This window comes from Arthrobacter sp. BB-1 (assembly GCF_006151685.1).
GTDB lineage: Bacteria > Actinomycetota > Actinomycetes > Actinomycetales > Micrococcaceae > Arthrobacter.
In genome coordinates this window covers 58,841-76,840 of sequence record NZ_VDEV01000017.1, presented here as the reverse complement: position 1 = coordinate 76,840, position 18,000 = coordinate 58,841, and the positions used below count along the sequence as shown (strand labels likewise).

15 protein-coding genes are annotated in these 18,000 nt (G+C 65.5%); all 15 read right to left on the bottom strand.

The window, feature by feature from the left end:
- Positions 1–2: 2 nt before the first annotated feature.
- A complete protein-coding gene (gene secG, locus FHJ30_RS09815) occupies positions 3–260 on the bottom strand; it encodes a preprotein translocase subunit SecG (RefSeq protein ID WP_104997906.1) in 258 nt (85 codons plus the stop codon).
- Positions 261–305: 45 nt separating this feature from the next.
- The gene (gene tpiA / locus FHJ30_RS09810) at positions 306–1,121 is read right to left on the bottom strand and encodes a triose-phosphate isomerase (RefSeq protein WP_139029110.1); all 816 of its coding nucleotides are present in this window, start codon (positions 1,119–1,121) and stop codon (positions 306–308) included.
- A gap of 105 nt (positions 1,122–1,226) precedes the next feature.
- Positions 1,227–2,453 (bottom strand): phosphoglycerate kinase, encoded by a 1,227-nt coding sequence (locus FHJ30_RS09805; protein WP_139029109.1) that lies wholly within the window; start codon positions 2,451–2,453, stop codon positions 1,227–1,229.
- Between the two features lie 10 nt (positions 2,454–2,463).
- Entirely contained in the window at positions 2,464–3,474 is a 1,011-nt protein-coding gene (gene gap, locus FHJ30_RS09800; protein WP_139029108.1) for a type I glyceraldehyde-3-phosphate dehydrogenase, read from the bottom strand.
- A 262-nt stretch (positions 3,475–3,736) separates the two neighbouring features.
- On the bottom strand, positions 3,737–4,363 hold the full coding sequence (locus tag FHJ30_RS09795) for a superoxide dismutase (RefSeq protein WP_009357655.1): 627 nt from the start codon (positions 4,361–4,363) through the stop codon (positions 3,737–3,739).
- Positions 4,364–4,462: 99 nt separating this feature from the next.
- A complete protein-coding gene (gene whiA / locus FHJ30_RS09790) occupies positions 4,463–5,443 on the bottom strand; it encodes a DNA-binding protein WhiA (protein ID WP_015937022.1) in 981 nt (326 codons plus the stop codon).
- A 9-nt stretch (positions 5,444–5,452) separates the two neighbouring features.
- The gene (gene yvcK / locus FHJ30_RS09785) at positions 5,453–6,469 is read right to left on the bottom strand and encodes a uridine diphosphate-N-acetylglucosamine-binding protein YvcK (RefSeq protein ID WP_139029107.1); all 1,017 of its coding nucleotides are present in this window, start codon (positions 6,467–6,469) and stop codon (positions 5,453–5,455) included.
- Positions 6,469–7,392, bottom strand: coding sequence for an RNase adapter RapZ (rapZ, locus tag FHJ30_RS09780; protein ID WP_139029106.1), 924 nt, complete (start codon positions 7,390–7,392; stop codon positions 6,469–6,471). Before rapZ ends, yvcK begins: the two co-directional genes overlap by 1 nt.
- Positions 7,393–7,482: 90 nt before the next feature.
- Positions 7,483–9,522 (bottom strand): excinuclease ABC subunit UvrC, encoded by a 2,040-nt coding sequence (gene uvrC, locus FHJ30_RS09775; protein WP_139029105.1) that lies wholly within the window; start codon positions 9,520–9,522, stop codon positions 7,483–7,485.
- A gap of 81 nt (positions 9,523–9,603) precedes the next feature.
- Positions 9,604–10,272, bottom strand: a complete 669-nt coding sequence (locus FHJ30_RS09770; RefSeq protein WP_139029104.1) for a 1-acyl-sn-glycerol-3-phosphate acyltransferase — start codon at positions 10,270–10,272, stop codon at positions 9,604–9,606.
- Positions 10,259–10,975, bottom strand: coding sequence for an HAD hydrolase-like protein (locus FHJ30_RS09765; protein ID WP_139029103.1), 717 nt, complete (start codon positions 10,973–10,975; stop codon positions 10,259–10,261). Before FHJ30_RS09765 ends, FHJ30_RS09770 begins: the two co-directional genes overlap by 14 nt.
- A gap of 93 nt (positions 10,976–11,068) precedes the next feature.
- The gene (uvrA, locus tag FHJ30_RS09760) at positions 11,069–13,990 is read right to left on the bottom strand and encodes an excinuclease ABC subunit UvrA (RefSeq protein WP_139029102.1); all 2,922 of its coding nucleotides are present in this window, start codon (positions 13,988–13,990) and stop codon (positions 11,069–11,071) included.
- Positions 13,991–14,037: 47 nt separating this feature from the next.
- Complete coding sequence (locus FHJ30_RS09755) at positions 14,038–14,415, bottom strand: GntR family transcriptional regulator (protein WP_139029101.1); 378 nt, start codon at positions 14,413–14,415, stop codon at positions 14,038–14,040.
- Positions 14,415–16,229, bottom strand: a complete 1,815-nt coding sequence (locus tag FHJ30_RS09750; RefSeq protein WP_139029100.1) for an ABC transporter ATP-binding protein — start codon at positions 16,227–16,229, stop codon at positions 14,415–14,417. Before FHJ30_RS09750 ends, FHJ30_RS09755 begins: the two co-directional genes overlap by 1 nt.
- On the bottom strand, positions 16,226–17,977 hold the full coding sequence (locus FHJ30_RS09745; protein ID WP_171058980.1) for an ABC transporter ATP-binding protein: 1,752 nt from the start codon (positions 17,975–17,977) through the stop codon (positions 16,226–16,228). The genes FHJ30_RS09750 and FHJ30_RS09745 overlap by 4 nt, the downstream gene beginning before the upstream one ends.
- Positions 17,978–18,000: the final 23 nt, after the last annotated feature.

Here is an 18,000-nt window from a genome sequence, read left to right as displayed (position 1 = left end):
AGTCAGGAGTCTCCGCCGCCGCTGAACCGCATGATCAGTCCCAGCGCGATGATGACGATGCCCCAGGTCACGCCGAGGACCACTGTGAACCTGTTCAGGTTGCGTTCCGCCACGCCCGACGAGCTGAGGCCTGAGCTCATGCCGCCGCCGAACATGTCCGACATCCCGCCGCCCCGGCCCTTGTGAAGGAGGATGAGCAGCGTCAGCAAGAGGCTGGTAATGCCCAGGAGAATCTGCAGAATGACATGAAGAACGTCCACGACGGCCTTTCAGGAAGTTGGGATTGCGCGAGTTGAGCGGACGGACTAGTCCGTCACCAAGTGACTCTCGAACCTGACAATATTAGCAAACTCGGCCGGATCCAAGCTGGCCCCGCCCACCAGCAGGCCGTCCACGTCGCGTTCCTTGAGGATTGCGGCGGCATTGTTGGCCTTGACTGAGCCGCCGTAAAGCAGCCGCGTCCTGGCAGCAACGTCGGCGCCGAACAGCGACTCCAACTCGGCACGGATGGCGGCGCACATCTCCTGTGCGTCCTCAGGTCCGGCTACTTCACCGGTGCCGATTGCCCAGACGGGCTCGTAGGCGACAACCAGCTCTGCGGCCTGCTCGCCGGAAAGCCCCTCCACACCGGCACGAAGCTGCTCCAGCGTGTGGCTGACGTGGGTACCGGCCTGGCGGATCTCCAGGCCCTCTCCGACGCAAAGCACCGGGGTGATGCCGTGCTTGAAGGCCGCCTTGACCTTTGCGTTGAGGACCTCGTCCGATTCATTATGGATGGTCCGGCGTTCGCTGTGGCCCACCAGGACGTACTTGCAGCCCAGCTTGTTCAGGAACTGGCCCGAGATGTCACCGGTGTAGGCGCCGGAATCGAACTGGGAGAGGTCCTGCCCGCCGTAGGCAATGTCCAGGTCGTCGCCCTGGACCAGGGTCTGGACACCGCGGAGATCGGTGAACGGGGGGAAGACCGCAACTTCGACCCGGCTGTAGTCGTGCTTCGCGTCCGAGAGGGTCCAGGCGAGCTTCTGCAGGAGGGTGATGCCCTGCACGTGGTCCATGTTCATTTTCCAGTTGCCTGCGATGAAGGGCTTGCGGTCGAATGCGCCGTTCGTTGACGTTGTCACGTATTCTCCAAAAAAAGTTCTTGATATGTGTTCGGCCGGCAGGCTGCCGCGGGGCAACCTGCCGGCCGGAGGGACAAATGGGTCAGATGCTGCTGCCGGACGGCTTTAGCGGTCGAGGACGCTGAGCCCCGGGAGCTCCTTGCCTTCGAGGTATTCCAGGCTGGCGCCGCCGCCGGTGGAGATATGGCCGAACTGGTCGTCGGCGAACCCGAGCGTGCGTACCGCAGCAGCCGAATCCCCGCCGCCCACCACCGTGAATGCGCCGGTTTCGGTCAGGGCCTGGGCGATGGCACGGGTTCCGGCGGAGAACGCTTCAAACTCGAAGACCCCCATCGGCCCGTTCCAGAACACGGTCTTCGCACCCTTGATCCGGTCAGCGAAAGCAGCTGCCGACTCGGGCCCGATATCCAGGCCGATGCCCTGTGTCCCGAAGCTGCTGCCCTCGATGTTGTCCGCAGGGACAGTCTCGTGTGCGGCGTCCGCAGCGAACTTCTCCGCCACCACGACGTCGGTGGGGACCACGAACTCGGTTCCGGCACCGGCCGCTCGCTTGAGGTAGTCCTGGACCACCGGGATCTGGTCTTCCTCCAACAGGCTGGAGGCAACCTTGTGCCCGGCCGCGGCGAGGAAGGTGAACAGCATGCCGCCGCCCACCAGGATGGTGTCCGCCTTGCCCAGCAGGTTGTCGATGACTGCCAGTTTGTCGGAGACCTTGGAACCGCCAAGCACCACAACATACGGGCGCTGGGTGTCGGCCGTCAGCTTGCGGAGGACCTCCACCTCGGTGTGCACGAGGTCGCCGAGGTAGGACGGAAGCCGGGTGGCGACGTCGTACACGCTCGCGTGCTTGCGGTGCACTGCTCCGAAGGCGTCGTCCACGTAGGCGCCGTTACCGCCCGTCAGGGCGACCAGCTCGTCAGCGAAGGCGCCGCGCTCGGCGTCGTCCTTGCTGGTCTCGCGGGCATCGAAGCGGACGTTTTCCAGGACCAGCACCTCGCCGTCCTGGAGGGCGGCTGCAGCCTCCTTCGCGGAGCCGCCTACCGTGTCCGCGGCCAGGGAGACATTGAAGTCCGCGAGTTCGGCCAGACGGGCCACTGCGGGCTTCAGGGAGTACTTTTCCTCCGGGGCGCCCTTGGGGCGTCCGAGGTGGGCTGTTACCAGCACGCGGGCACCGGCGTCCGTGAGCTTTGACAGCACTGGAAGTGAGGCCTTGATGCGGCCGTCGTCAGTGACTGTAGAGCCGTCGAGCGGCACATTCAGGTCACTACGAACCAGAATGTACCGCCCGCGGACACCTTCAGCGAGAAGTTCGTTGAGGGTGTGAAGTGTCATGTGTCTAACCCTAGCCCAGCTTGGCTGCGACAAGCTCCGTAAGGTCAACGAGGCGGTTTGAGTAGCCCCATTCGTTGTCATACCAGGAAACAACCTTGACCTGGTTGCCGATCACCTTGGTGAGGCCGGCGTCGAAGATGGACGAGGCAGGGTCACCGACGATGTCGGAGGAGACGATGGGCTCCTCGGTGTAGGTCAGGAAGCCCTGCAGTTCCTCGGACTCGGAAGCGCGCTTGAGGGCAGCGTTGACTTCCTCCACCGTGGTTTCGCGGGAGACCGTGACCGTGAGGTCAGTGGCGGAGCCGGTGGGCACGGGAACGCGGATGGCGTAGCCGTCCAGCTTGCCCTTGAGCTCGGGCAGGACCAGGCCGATGGCCTTGGCGGCACCGGTGGACGTCGGGACCATGTTGATCGCTGCGGCACGGGCGCGGCGCAGGTCCTTGTGCGGGCCGTCCTGCAGGTTCTGGTCCGCGGTGTAGGCGTGGACGGTGGTCATGAGGCCGCGCTCAATGCCGAACTCATCGTTGACCACCTTGGCCAGCGGGCCCAGGCAGTTGGTGGTGCAGGACGCGTTGGAAATGATGTGGTGCGAGGCGTTGTCATACAGGTTGTGGTTCACGCCCATCACGATGGTGATGTCCTCGTCCGAGGCCGGAGCGGAGATCAGGACCTTCTTGGCGCCTGCATCGATGTGCTTCTGCGCATCGGCGGCCTTGGTGAAGAAGCCCGTGGATTCGATGACGATGTCAACGCCCAGCTCGCCCCAGGGCAGGTTGGCGGGATCGCGCTCTGCCAGGACCTTGATGACGTTGCCGTTGACGACGATGTTGCCGTCCTTGACCTCGATGGTTTCCTTCAGGCGGCCGCCGACGGAGTCGTACTTGAAGAGGTGCGCGAGTGCCTCGGGGCTGGTGAGGTCGTTGACTGCAACGATCTCCAGGTCTGCGCCCTGCGCAAGTGCTGCGCGGAAGTAGTTGCGGCCAATACGGCCAAAGCCGTTAATACCAATACGGGTCGTCACTTTTTCAGTCTCCTTGGTGCTTTCAGAAGCACAACTAGTTGAGCGGGCTATCAAGCCAACTAACAGATCCCGCACGCCATTGGGCAGAGATGATTTACATACGGAGGGCGACCAGCCTCATTGCTGAAGGCTAACCGCCTTCCGTGACCTATCTTACGTTTAACTGGGTCCGCCCCCGCAAGTGCGGGGGCGGACCGTCCACATCCCGGCCGTTATAAGTCCAAAATGTGAAGTTTGTTACACCGCGGTGCAGCCGTTCGCACTACGGGAGCGTGATGAGTCCCGTGGCGTTGGTGCGGGCAGCCTCGAAGCGCTTGGCGACGTCGGCCCAGTTCACGATGTTCCAGAACGCCTTGACGTAGTCGGCCTTCACGTTGACGTAGTCCAGGTAGAAGGCGTGCTCCCACATGTCCAGCATGAGCAGCGGGGTGGTGCCCAGCGCCGTGTTGCCCTGCTGGTCGTACAGCTGCTCGATAACCAGGTTGCCGCCGATGGGCTCGTAGGCCAGGAAGCCCCAACCGGAACCCTGCAGGCCGAGTGCTGCTGCGGAGAACTGTGCGCGGAAGGCATCGAAGGAGCCGAAGGCGTCATCGATGGCCGCAGCGAGTTCGCCCTCGGGCTTGTCGCCGCCGTCCGGGGAGAGGTTGTTCCAGAAGACGGAGTGGTTAATGTGGCCGCCGGTGTGGAACGCGAGGTCCTTGGAGAGCCGGTTGATGTTGGCGAAGTCGCCCTTCTCCCGTGCTTCGGCCAGCTGGGCCAGGGCGTTGTTGGCGCCGGCAACGTAGGCTGCGTGGTGCTTGCTGTGGTGCAGCTCCATGATCCGCGCGGAAATGTGCGGCTCCAGGGCGGCATAGTCGTAGCTGAGTTCGGGCAATACGTACTCGGTCACAAAATCCTCCAATATCGTGGACATCCGGTCCGGTTGGTAACTCTCGGATTGTGCATCCGGGCGGCTGGCGCCCGGAATCATTTTGATTCTATGGGGCTGTCACTCGTCCAGCATTTCAGGCGTCACATTGGCGTCCGTCCCCGGGATGCCCAGGTCCAGCGCACGTTTGTCCGCCATGGCCAGCAGCCGGCGGATCCTTCCGGCGATCGCGTCCTTCGTCATGACCGGGTCCGCCAGGCGCCCCAGCTCATCCAGGCTGGCCTGCTTGTGTGCCACCCGGAGTTCGCCAGCGTACTTCAGGTGGTCCGGCACGTCGTCGCCAAGGATTTCAAGGGCCCTGTCAACGCGTGCCCCTGCCGCCACTGCGGCCTGGGCAGAGCGCCGGAGGTTGGCGTCGTCGAAGTTTGCCAGCCGGTTGGCGGTGGCGCGGACCTCCTTGCGCATCCGCCGTTCCTCCCAGACCATCAGGGCGTCATGGGCACCCATCCGGGTCAGCAGCGCCGCAATGGTGTCGCCGTCGCGGATGACCACGCGGTCCACCCCGCGGACTTCGCGGGCCTTGGCCTGGATGTCCAGCCTGCGCGCCGCGCCCACGAGGGCCAGTGCCGATTCCGGGCCTGGGCACGTAACCTCCAGCGACGACGAGCGTCCGGGCTCGGTCAGCGAACCGTGCGCCAGGAAGGCGCCGCGCCACACCGCTTCGGCGTCGGCGGCTGAGCCGTTGACGACGGCGGACGGCAGCCCGCGCACGGGACGGCCCCGGCCATCAAGGAGGCCTGTCTGGCGGGCAAGCGCCTCGCCGTCGCGCACTACCCGGACCACGTAGCGGCTGGCGCGCCGCAGCCCCCCGGCGGAAACGACGATGATCTCGCTTTGGTGGCCGTACACTTCCGCGATTGCTGCCCGGAGGCGCCGCGCGGTGGACGCAAGGTCCACCTCCGCCTCGATGACGATCCGGCCGGAGATGATGTGCAGCCCGCCTGCGAAGCGGAGCATGGCGGAGACTTCGGCCTTGCGTACTGATGACTTTTTGATGTCCAGACGGGACAGTTCTTCTTTGACCGATGCTGTCAGTGCCATGGCACCTTCCTAACTGTTCCCAAACACGTCGTGGTACGCCGTCGCCAGACGCAGGGGGTCATGGACGGGACGGCGGCCCGACGCCCCTACTTTACCCAAGACCACCTCGGCACCGATCATCCCGGCGGCTTTCTCGAACTCCTGCCGGTCAGGGACGGATGCGGGATCAGCCAGGACAACGTCCACGCTGAACCCTGGGGCATAACGCCGCAGCACGTGAAGGTGGTCCGCGGCGGTCATACCGGAGGTTTCCTTGGTGTCGGTAGCCAGGTTCATGGTAAGGCAGCGCTTGGCGGGCGTCTGGCACAGTGCCTCCCGCATCTCGGGGAGGAGGAGGTGGGGCAGCACGGAGGTGTACCAGGAGCCTGGCCCAAGGATCACCCAGTCCGCGAGCTCGATGGCGGTAAGTGCTTCAACGCAGGCGGGGGCGGCCTCGGGGAGGAGCCGCACCTGTTCCAGGGAACCTGCCACCGCGCAACGCGCCTGGCCGCGGATGGTCTGCAGGGCGGAACCGCCGTCGGGGGCGGTGACACGGACGTCCCCTTCGATGGTGAGCGGCATGGTGGACATGGGGAGGACCTGGCCCCGCGCCCCCAGGAGCGCGCCGGCCCACTTGAGCCCGGCCACGGCGTCGCCCAGCAGCTCCCACAGGGTCACGATCAGCAGGTTGCCCATGGCATGTTCGTCCAGGGAGCCGCCCGGGCCCTTGCCGGGGCGGAACCTGTGCTGCATGACGTCGCGCCAGGTGCGTCCCCAGTCGGTGTCGTCACACAGAGCGGCCAGCGCCATGCGTAGATCGCCCGGCGGAAGGACGCCGTACTCCTCGCGCAGGCGCCCCGACGAGCCGCCGTCGTCCGCCACTGTCACCACCGCCGTCAGGTCGGAAGTGAGCAGGCGCAGGGCGGACAGCGACGCCGAGAGGCCGTGTCCGCCGCCCAGGGCAACTACCTTGGGGCCTTTGGCCTGCTGCCCGCCCGCTGCTCCGGCGGGCGGAACCAACGGCAGGGCCCCGGTGAAAAGCGACATTACTCCCGGCCCAGATCCCGGTGGGTGGTGGTCACCGTGACTCTGGGGAACTGTGCCAGTTTCTTGGAAAGCTCAACGGCCACGGCCACTGAGCGGTGCTTCCCCCCCGTGCAGCCCACGGCGATGGTGGCGTAGTGCTTGTTCTCGCGGCGGTAACCGTCCAGGACGGGCTCCAGGGCCATGACGTAGCGGTCCACGAAGTTCTTGACCCCTTCCGCCTCGAGGACGTAGTCGCTGACGTCCTTGTCCAGCCCGGTGTGCGGGCGCAGCTGGGGGACCCAGTGCGGGTTGGGGATGAACCGGACGTCCGCCACGTAGTTGGCGTCCACGGGCAGGCCGTACTTGAAGCCGAAACTCATGACGTTCAAGCGCAGGGCCACCGGCCCCGTTTCACTGAACAGTTCGGTGATGGCGGTGGCGAGGCCGTGGACGTTGTAGCCGGACGTGTCCAGGACGACGTCGGAGCTGTCGCGCAGTTCCTGGAGCAGTTCCCGTTCGGCAGCGATGCCGTCGAGGATGCGCCCGCCGCCCTGCAGGGGGTGCGGCCGGCGCCCCTGTTCGAACCGCCGGACCAGGACGTTGTCGCTGGCGTCGAGAAAAAGCACCCGGAAAGCCACTCCGCTGGAAGCCAACGCTCCCAGGGCGGCGCGGATGTCCGCGAACAGGCCCTTGCTGCGGACGTCGATGACCACCGCCAGCCGGGGAATGGACTGCGGGGCATGGGACACAAGGTCGGCCAAGGTCCCGAGCATCTGCGGCGGAAGGTTTTCCACGACATACCAGCCGTGGTCCTCAAGCGCGTCGGCGGCTGTGCTCCGCCCGGCTCCGGACATTCCGGTGACCACCAGCAGCTCCGCTTCGAGGGGCTTGACGGGCTGCAGCCCGTCCTGCCCGGCCCCGGATTCCGCCGTCGTCTCTGCCATTAAGTCCGCCCCGTTCCTGTTGTTGTCCAGCAGGCTGCCGCGTTGGCGGAAACCCCGTTCATTACCCTAGCCAAGTTTCAGGGGACTCCGCTAAGTTTCAATGATTTCGCCCGTGGTCATGTTGATGGCGGGGACCGCTGCAGCTTCCGGTCCGTCCGGGGCGAAGTGGTTCACGATGGCACCGGCAAGGGCAGGACCAATGCCCTTCGCCTGGGACAGCTCCGCCGCCGAGGCGGCCTTGACGCCCTTCACGGAGCCAAAGTGGGCCAGCAGGGCTTTCCGCTTGGAGGCACCCAGCCCCGGCACACCGTCCAGGGCGGAGACGGTCATGGCCTTGCCGCGCTTTTGCCGGTGGAAGGAAATGGCGAACCGGTGGGCTTCGTCACGGATCCGCTGCAGCAGGTACAGCCCCTGGGACGTCCTGGGAAGGATGACCGGGAAGTCGCTGTCCGGCAGCCACACTTCCTCAAGCCGCTTGGCCAGGCCCACCACGTAAACGTCGTCGATGCCCAGGTCCGCGAGGGCACGGGCGGCGGCGTTGACCTGGGGCTTGCCGCCGTCCACCACCACAAGGTTGGGCGGGTAGGCGAACTTGGCCCGCGGTGCCGGGGTGGTGGTATCCAGCTGTGAACTGTCCAGCACTTCTTGTTCCAGCCCGCGCCCTGCTCCGGACGCCTGTCCGGACACCTCAGCTACGCCCGCCAGGGCAGCCTCGCCCACCTGCGCGGACTTGTCCTGCAGGTAGTGGCGGAACCGGCGGGTCAGGACGTCATGCATGGCGGCGGTGTCGTCCGCCGCTGCGGGTCCGGTCACGGAGAACTTCCGGTAATCCGATTTTTTGGGCAGCCCGTCCTCAACCACCACCATGGACGCCACCACGTTGGTTCCCTGGACGTGCGAGACGTCGAAGCACTCGATCCGCAGCAGGGGCACTGGCAGGTCCAGCGCCTCCTGGAGTTCCTGCAGTGCCTGCGACCGGACGGTCAGGTCCCCCGCGCGCCGGGTCTTGTGCAGCTTCAGGGCGTGTTCGGCGTTCTCGCGCACCGTGGACATCAGCGCGGCCTTGTCGCCGCGCTGCGGGACCCGGATGTCAACCTTTGCCCCGCGCAGCCCGCCCAGCCACTGCGCCAGTTCTTCGGCATTGCTGGGCGCGACGGGCACCAGGACCTCCCGCGGCAGCCTGCCGTGGCTGTCGCCGTCCTCGCCGTAGACCTGCTGCAGGAGGTGCTCCACGAGGTCGGGAGTGGTGGAGTCCTCCACCTTTTCCACTACCCAGCCACGCTGGCCGCGGATGCGGCCGCCCCGGACGTGGAACACCTGGACGGCGGCTTCCAGCTCGTCCTCGTGCAGGGCGAAGACATCGGCGTCGGTGTCCTCGGCGAGGACCACGGCGTTGCGTTCAAAGACTTTCCGCAGGGCGGTGATGTCGTCCCGGACCCGGGCGGCGCGCTCGTAGTCAAGCTCGGCTACGGCTTCCGCCATCTGCTTTTCCAGCTTCGCGATGAAGCGCTTGGCCTCGCCGCCCATAAAGGCGCAGAAATCGTCCGCCAGTGCCCGGTGGTCTTCGGGGGAGATCCTTCCCACGCACGGGGCGGAGCATTTGTCGATATAGCCCAGGAGGCAGGGGCGGCCGCTGGCCTCGGCGCGCTTGAACACTCCGGCACTGCAGCTGCGGACCGGGAAAACGCGCAGCAGGGTGTCCATGGTCTCCCGGATGGCGCCTGCGGTATAGGGGCCGAAGTAGCGGGTGCCTTTCCGCTTGTCGCCGCGCATCACCTGGACGCGCGGGTACTTCTCGCCCACTGTCACGGCCAGGTAGGGGTAGGTCTTGTCGTCACGGAACACCACGTTGAACCGCGGTTTGAATTCCTTGATCCAGGTGTACTCCAGCTGCAGCGACTCGAGCTCGCTGCCCACCACCGTCCATTCGACGCTGCTCGCGGCGTGGACCATGGCGTAGGTCTTGGGCAGCAGGCCCGCCGGGTTGGCAAAGTAGGAGTTCAGCCGGGAACGGAGGCTCTTCGCCTTGCCTACATAGATGACGCGGCCGTGCGCGTCACGGAACCGGTACACCCCGGGGTTGGTGGGAATCTCTCCCGTCCTGGGCCTGTAACTTGCTGGATTTGCCACCTATCCAGTCTACTGAGGCGCGCCGGGTGCCATTGCCACCCTGCCGCAACCGCAGCTGCCCAACCCCGGATGGAGCGGACGTTATTCAGTTGCCTTGCTCTGGTTGTAGCTGGTGGAGCGTTCCTGGCCGCTGAGCTCGGCAATGGCGTCCATAATGCGGTCCGTGACCTGCCGGCGCGCCGGCAGGGAGTGGTCCGGGCCCGTCTTGTCGAAGTACAGCGGCTCCCCCACCTTCATGGTGAAGTGCTGGGGCTTGACGCCCTTCTCACCGGCGCGCTGCAGGTTTTCGGTGCCAATAAGCCCCACCGGGATCACGGGTGCGCCTGTTGTCAGCGCCAGCCATCCCACGCCGGTGCGTCCCCGGTAGAGGATGCCGTCCCGGGATCGGGTGCCTTCCGGATAGATGCCGATGCCTTTGCCGGATTCCAGGATGTCCAAGAGTGTCTTGAGCGCCTGGACACTGGCGGCCTGCTCGCCCCGCTCCACCGGAATGGACCCCACGGACTCGAAAAAGGCCTTCATGACCTTGCCCTTGACGCCCCCTGTCGTGAAGTATTCGGCCTTCGCGAAGAACGCGACGGGGCGGGGCATCAGCGCCTGGACGATCACGCTGTCGAAAAATGACAGATGGTTAGGGGCCACAATGAACGGCCCGTCCGCCGGAACGTTTTCAAGGCCGACGACGGTGGGCCGGCAGGTGCCCGAGATCAGGCTGCGCGTGGTCCAGCGGACAGCATCAAACATTGCCATCGTTGGTCACCTCGCCCAGGGCCGCGGAGTGGATGGCCTGCATCCGCCCAAGTAGCTCAACCAGGCCCTCCGCGGTTTCCACGACGGCCACCGCACCGGCCTCTTCCAGTTCACCGTCGGGGGCGAATCCCCAGGCCACTCCGATGCAGTCCAGGCCGTTGGCGATGGCACCGGAAACATCCTGTGCCCGGTCCCCCACCATCACGGCATGCTGGGTGTTCAAGTCCTTCAGTGCAGCTGCGATGATGGCCGTCTTGCCAAGCGGAACCCCCCGCACCGCGCTTTCGTCATCCGCGGAACCGTGGATGACGTGGAACAGGCCATCGATGCCGTGGTGTGCCAGCACCGTGCGGGCCAGGCCCTGCGGTTTCTGGGTGGCAACGGCCACGGGAAGCCCGGTTTCCGCGAAGGACTCCAGGATTTCGCGGACGCCCGGGTAGATGCGGCTTTGTGCGATTCCCGTGGCCACGTAGTACTCGCGGTACAGGCGGATGACCTCGTCCAGCAGGTCCGCCGGAACGTTGGCCACGTTCAGCAGCGAATCACTGAGCTTCGGGCCGATCATCGCGTGGAGCAGGTCCTGGCCGGGAACGGGAAGCCCCAGGGCGTTCAGGGCGAAGGAGATTCCGTCTGTTATTCCACCGGCCGGATCGACAAGAGTGCCGTCCAGGTCAAAGATCACGGGCACTGTTGTTTGAGTCACCGGGTTAGTTTCTCACGACACCACTCGTGCCTGAAACTCGCATACGCGCAGCGGCATACATTTGGAATGCTTCCGGAAACTTTGCTCCCGCTCCTACAGGATCTCAGCGAGGAATGCTGCTGTGTGGCTTGCCGTGGACTTGGCCAGCTCCTCAGGCGTTCCCGACGCCACAATCTGGCCGCCGCCCGAACCGCCGTCCGGCCCGAGGTCCACGATCCAGTCCGCGCTCTTGATCACGTCCAGGTTGTGCTCGATGGTGATCACGGTGTTGCCTTTGTCCACCAGGCCCTGCAGGACCATCAGCAGCTTGCGGATGTCCTCGAAATGCAGCCCGGTGGTGGGCTCGTCCAGGACGTAGACACTGCGCCCGTTGGACCGCTTCTGGAGTTCTGCGGCCAGCTTGACGCGCTGGGCCTCGCCGCCTGACAGCGTGGTGGCGGGCTGGCCCAGGCGGACATACCCCAGGCCGACGTCCACGAGGGTGTTGAGGTGCCGGGCGATGGGCGAGAAGGCAGCGAAAAACTCGGCGCCTTCCTCGATGGGCATGTTGAGGACGTCCGCGATGGTCTTGCCCTTGTAGTGCACCTCGAGGGTTTCCCGGTTGTAGCGGGCACCATGGCACACCTCGCAGGGGACGTAGACGTCGGGCAGGAAGTTCATTTCGATCTTCAGCGTTCCGTCTCCAGAGCACGCTTCGCAGCGGCCGCCCTTGACGTTGAACGAGAACCGGCCCGGCAGGTAACCGCGTACCTTCGCCTCGGTGGTTTCCGCGAACAGCTTGCGGATGTTGTCAAACACGCCCGTGTAGGTGGCGGGGTTGGAGCGGGGGGTCCGCCCGATGGGGCTCTGGTCAACGTGGACCACCTTGTCCAGGTGTTCCAGGCCCTGGACGGTCTTGTGCCGCCCGGCCACCTGCTTGGCGCCGTTGAGCTTGTTGGCCAGGACTTTGTAGAGGATCTCGTTGACCAGCGTGGACTTGCCGGAGCCGCTCACTCCGGTGACGGCGGTGAAGAGCCCCAGCGGGAACGCGGCGTCCACGTTGAGGAGGTTGTTTTCCCGTGCCCCCACCACCTTCAGCTCTCGCTTTTTGTCGTACTTGCGGCGCTTCTTCGGGACTTCGATCTTCCTGCGCCCGGACAGGTAGTCGCCGGTGAGGGAGGCGGTGTTGTCCAGCAGGTCCTTGTAGGAGCCGGAGTGGACCACCTGGCCGCCGTGCTCACCGGCGCCGGGTCCGATGTCCACGATCCAGTCGGCCACGTGGATGGTGTCCTCGTCGTGCTCGACAACGATGAGCGTGTTGCCCATGTCGCGGAGCCTGGTGAGGGTGTCGATCAGCCGCCGGTTGTCGCGCTGGTGCAGGCCGATGGACGGCTCGTCCAGCACGTAAAGGACACCCACCAGGCCTGAACCGATCTGGGTGGCGAGCCGGATGCGCTGGGCCTCACCGCCGGAGAGGGTGGCGGAGGGACGTTCCAGGTTGAGGTATTCCAGCCCGACATCGAGCAGGAAGGTCAGCCGCGCCTGGATCTCCTTGAGGACCTGGTGGGCGATCTGCGCTTCCCGTCCCGTCAGGACCAGGTTGTTCAGGAACGCGGCGCAGTCGCGCATGGGCAGGGCGGCGACGTCGGCAATGGACTTGCCGTTGATCAGCACCGACAGGGAGGCAGGGTTGAGGCGCGCACCGTTGCAGGCGGGGCAGGGAATCTGCCGCATGTACTCTTCGTAGCGGTCGCGGGCCCAGTCGGAGTCCGTTTCGCCGTGCTTGCGGTGGACGTACTGGATGGCGCCTTCGAACCCGGTGCTGTACTTGCGCTCCCGGCCGAAGCGGTTGCGGTACTGCACCACAACCTTGTGGTCCTTGCCGTGCAGGACGGTCTGGCGCACGTCCTTGCCCAGTTTCTCCCACGGGGTGTCCATTGAGAAGCCAAGTTCCTTCGCGAGGCCTTCCAGGAGCCTGTTCCAGTACTCGGTGGTGGCCGTGCCAAGGGACCAGGGAGCGATAGCGCCCTCGGCCAGCGAAAGTTCCGGGTTGGGAACGATCAGTTCCTCGTCCACCTCCAGCTTGGTGCCGATGCCGCTGCAGGCGGCGCAGGCGCCGAAGGGGTTGTTGAACGAGAAGGACCTGGGCTCGATCTCGTCGATGGCCAGGGGGTGCTCGTTGGGGCAGGCCAGGTTTTCGGAGAAGGCCCGCAGCCGGCCGGGATCGTCCGCCTCCAGGTCCACGAACTCTGCAAGGACGCGGCCCTCGGCCAGGCCCAGCGCGGTCTCGATGGAGTCGGTAAGCCGCTGGCTGATGCCTTCCTTGACCACCAGCCGGTCCACCACCACCTCGATGGTGTGTTTGAACTGCTTGCCCAGCTTGGGCGGGTCGCTCAGCTGGACCAGGTTCCCGTCAACGCGTGCGCGGGAGTAGCCCTTGGCCGTGAGTTCCTTGAAGAGGTCAACAAATTCACCCTTGCGTCCCCGCACCACCGGCGCAAGGACCTGGAAGCGTGTCCCCTGGTCAAGCTCCAGCAGCTGGTCAACGATCTGCTGGGGCGTCTGCTTGGCCACGGGCTCGCCGCACACGGGGCAGTGGGGCCGGCCCACCCGGGCCCACAGCAGGCGCATGTAGTCATAGATTTCGGTAATGGTGCCCACCGTGGAGCGCGGGTTCTTGCTGGTGGACTTCTGGTCGATGGACACCGCAGGGGACAATCCCTCGATGAAGTCGACGTCCGGCTTGTCCACCTGGCCCAGGAACTGGCGCGCGTAGGCGGACAGCGATTCAACGTAGCGCCGCTGGCCCTCCGCGAAGATGGTGTCGAAAGCCAGGGAGGACTTCCCGGATCCGGACAGCCCGGTGAAGACGATCATCGCGTCCCGGGGCAGGTCGAGGTCCACGTTCCGCAGGTTGTGTTCCCGCGCCCCTTTAACGACGAGGCGGGAGAGGTCCGGACGGTGCGGGACAGCCGCAGGAGGTACGGTCAAAGCAGTGGACGGGGCGGAAGTTTCTTCAGCTACGGCTTTAGGCACCCCATAATGCTAATCGAAAACTTCTTCGAAGCTGCACGGTTCCGCCCTTAGGGAACATCGTAGGCGGCGGCCAAAAGCTTTACGGCCTCGGCGAACGTGGCACCCTGCGCTTTGGCCTCGGCCGCGTAGGCGGCGGCAGCCGCCGCGAGCCCGCCGAGGCGTTCGTCGCGTGCGCAGACCGTTGTTCCCTTCCTGCCGTGGGTGGCCACGATCCCGGCGGCTTCGAGCTCCTTATAGGCTCGCGCCACCGTATGCGGTGCCACATCCAGGCGCTCGGCCAAGGCCCTGACGGCGGGCAGCCGTGTCCCGGGCGGGAGGGCGCCGTTGTCTACCAGGTGGATGACCTGGAGCCGCACCTGTTCGAAGAGCGGCACGGAGCTGGAAGTGTTGGGTTTCCATGTTCCGGGGAAGCCGGATGCGGGCATCAAAGGCCGGCCTCAAGGGCGTCCGCGCGGCCCGGCCGGCCGGAGAATTGGGCGTTGTGCAGCCGGGCGTAGTAGCTGTTGGCGGTCAGGAGGCTTTGGTGCGTGCCCTGCTCGACTATGCGGCCGTGATCCATGACCAAGATTAGATCAGCGTTGCGGACGGTGGACAAACGGTGGGCTATCACCAAGCTCGTCCTGCCCTGGCGCAGGCGGTGCATGGCCTGGCGGATCAGGAGCTCTGTCCGCGAATCGACGGAGCTGGTGGCCTCGTCCAGGATCAGGACGGCCCTGCCGGCCAGTTGTGCCCGGGCAATGGTGAGCAGCTGCCGCTGGCCCTGGCTGAGGGGTTCGCCACCGTTTTCCAGGATGGTGTCGTAGCCGTCGGGCAGTGCCCTGACGAACCGGTCCACATGGGTGGCCTCGGCGGCCGTCCTGATGCTGGAGTCCGTGGCATCCGGCCGGCCGTAGGCAATGTTTTCCCTGATAGTGCCGGCGAAGAGCCAGGCGTCCTGGAGCACCACGCCGAACTGCTCCCGGAGGCGGTCCCGGGGAATCGTCGCGATGTCCTGCCCTCCCATGGTGATGCGTCCTGACCCGGGCTCGTAGAACCTCATCAGGAGGTTCACCACGGTGGTCTTCCCCGCACCGGTGTGGCCAACAATCGCTACGGTCTGGCCAGGCTCGACGGAGAAAGAAAGGTTGCGCACGGCAGGCGCTGATCCGGGGTAGCTGAACGTGACGTCGTCAAAGACAATCCGCCCATTTGCCGGGGCCGCAACGGATGCGGTGTACGGCTCCGGCGGATCCTCCTCCGTGTCCAGGAGGTCGAAGACCCGTGCAGCCGATGCCGCGCAGGACTGGATGAGGTTGAGCAACCCGCCGATCTGGCCCACCGGCTGGGTGAAGAGCCTGCTGAACTGGATGAACGCCTGGATCCCGCCAATGGTCATGGCGCCGGCCAGGACCTGGAGCGCGCCGATCACTGCCACGGCAATGTAATTAAGGTTGGACATCAGCACCATCAATGGCTGGACCACGCCGGCGGAATACTGTGCCTTGGTAGCGGCGCGGGCCAGGCGGCCGTTGCTGCCGGCGAAAATATCCGCGGCCTTGGCCTGGTGGCCGAAGGCTTTGATCACCTCGTGTCCTGTGATGAACTCCTCCACGTGCGCGTTCAACTCCCCCGTTTCGGTCCACTGCCTCGCAAAGTGCGCCTGCGAACGCCGGGCCACGAGAACCGTGATGAGGGTGGACAGCGGCACCGTGGCCACCGCGATCACGGCGAGCAGGGGCGAGATCCACAGCATCATGGCCAGCGACCCGCACAGCATCAGGAAGGACATGATCAGCTGCGTGAGGAGCTGGTTCAAGGCCTGGGCGATATTGTCGATGTCATTGGTGGCACGGCTCAGGACATCGCCCCTGGAGCGCTCCTGGAAGTAGGTGGACGGCAGGCGGTGCAGTTTGTCCTCAAGCGAAGCCCGCAGCCCATACATGAGCCCCTGGACCGACCTGGCCGTCAGGGCTCCCTGGATCCAGTTGAACAGCGAGGCCAGTACGTACATCAGCGACACCCCCGCCAGCAGCATGCCGAGCCGGCCCTGGTCCACGAATCCCTGCGTAACGCCGTCCACCACGACATCAGTGGCGTCACCAAGGTATTTGGGGGCCGCCACATTGAGCCCGGCGAACGTGCAGGTAGCCGCCACTGCGCCCACCATGAAGCGCCTGAACGGGCGCAGCAGGCCCAACAGCCGTCCTGCTGTTGGCCAAAACCTCCCCGGCACCCCGGGGGCAACAGCCGGCAGCGTCATGACTGGCCGTCCATGGCCAGCTGGGAATCCGCGATTTCGCGGTACGTGGGGGAAATTTCCAGCAGTTCGGCGTGCGTGCCCTGCGCCACCAGGCGCCCGCCGTCCAAGACCAAGATACGGTCCGCGCTTTCCACCGCGGCGATCCGTTCTGCCACCACTATCACCGTGCTTGAGGCAAGTTCCGCGGCCAACGCCTGCCTCAGCCTCGCGTCCGTGTCGTAATCCAGCGCCGAGAAGCTGTCGTCAAAGAGATAAAGTGGCGCGTTCCTCAGCAGCGCCCGTGCGATGCACAACCGCTGCCGTTGCCCCCCGGACAGGTTGGTCCCGCCCTGGCCAACGGGGGTGGCAAGCCCCAATGGAAGCACACCCATGAACCGCATGGTCTGGGCCGTCCCGAGAGCGTGCCAGAGCTCGGCGTCCGATGCCGCCGGCGCTGCCATCCTGAGGTTGTCCGCGATGGTCCCCGAAAACAGGTGCGACTGCTGGGGAACTATGGACATGGCGGAGCGAAGTGTGCCGAGCCGCAGCTCCCGGATGTCCACGCCGTCCAGGGTGATGGTTCCGGCAGTGGGGTCAAGGAATCGCGGAATGAGGTTCAACAGCGTGGACTTTCCGCTGCCGGTGGACCCCACGATTGCTGTGGTGGTGCCCGGAGTGGCTGTGAAGGTGATGTCCGCAAGGACCGGGGCTTCCGCGCCGGGATAGGAAAAACCAACCCCTTTGAACTGGAGGACACCGGGGCCGGCCGGAAGATGCTGTTGCCCTCCGGCCGCCGGGGGCAGCAGCGCCCTGGGCTCGTGCGGGTCGCGCACCGAGGGTTCGGTATCCAGCACGGCGCTGATGCGCTCGGCGCAGACTGCCGCCCGGGGTGCAGTCATGAGGACGTACATCGCCATCATGATGGCAAGGAGGATTTGCAGGATGTAGGCAATGAAGGCGGCCAGGGCCCCGACGTTCATCAGCCCGGCCTGGATCCGCTGGCCGGCGAACCAGACAACGGCCACGGAGGAGATATTCACCACCAGCATGACCAAAGGCAGCATTCCTGCCACCAGCAGTGCTGACTGGAGGTTGTTTGCCGTCAGGCTGCTGTTGATTCGGGCGAAGCGCCGGACTTCGTGGTCCTGGCGGACAAAGGCCCGGATGACGTTGGCGCCGATGATCTGCTCGCGAAGGATGCCCCCTGCACGGTCCAGGTGCTCCTGTCCCTCACGGTAGAGCGGAATGAGGCGGCCCACGATGAGGTACATGATGAGCAGGAGCGCGGGCACAATCACGATGACCACCGCGGAGAGCGCCAGGTCCTGCTGCAGTGCCAGCACAATGCCGCCAAGGCCCATGGCAGGGCCCGCAACAAGCATTGTGAACACGAGGACCGCGAAGGCCTGGATCTGCTGGGTGTCATTGGTGGCCCGGGTGGCCAGGCTCTGGGTTCCAAAGGCCGCCACCTCCTGGGAGGACAATGACTGGATCCTGGTGAAGATCTCCGCCCGCAATTGGTGCCCTATCCTCATTGCCGCCACCGCGGAGAGGTAGCCTGCGCCGATGGCGGCAACGGCCTGGACCACGGCCAGGGCTGCCATGGTGAAGCCAAGGCGCGGGATGACCGCGCTGTTTCCGGCAACGATGCCGTCGTCGATGATTGCCGCGTTGACGGTGGGCAGCATCAGGGTGGCCGCCGCCTGGACGAGTTGGAGGACAACGATGGCAGCCACGTGGGGCTTAAGGCCCGCGAGCAGCCGCCTCATCAGTCCGATCAGCAACGTACCTC

Coding starts and splice junctions, on each gene's coding strand:
- FHJ30_RS09805 (WP_139029109.1), bottom strand. CDS start 2,453: ATGACACTTCACACCCTCAACGAACTTCTCGCTGAAGGTGTCCGCGGG.
- whiA (WP_015937022.1), bottom strand. CDS start 5,443: ATGGCACTGACAGCATCGGTCAAAGAAGAACTGTCCCGTCTGGACATC.
- yvcK (WP_139029107.1), bottom strand. CDS start 6,469: ATGTCGCTTTTCACCGGGGCCCTGCCGTTGGTTCCGCCCGCCGGAGCA.
- rapZ (WP_139029106.1), bottom strand. CDS start 7,392: ATGGCAGAGACGACGGCGGAATCCGGGGCCGGGCAGGACGGGCTGCAG.
- FHJ30_RS09770 (WP_139029104.1), bottom strand. CDS start 10,272: ATGGCAATGTTTGATGCTGTCCGCTGGACCACGCGCAGCCTGATCTCG.
- FHJ30_RS09755 (WP_139029101.1), bottom strand. CDS start 14,415: ATGCCCGCATCCGGCTTCCCCGGAACATGGAAACCCAACACTTCCAGC.
- FHJ30_RS09750 (WP_139029100.1), bottom strand. CDS start 16,229: ATGACGCTGCCGGCTGTTGCCCCCGGGGTGCCGGGGAGGTTTTGGCCA.
- FHJ30_RS09745 (WP_171058980.1), bottom strand. CDS start 17,977: ATGAGGCGGCTGCTCGCGGGCCTTAAGCCCCACGTGGCTGCCATCGTT.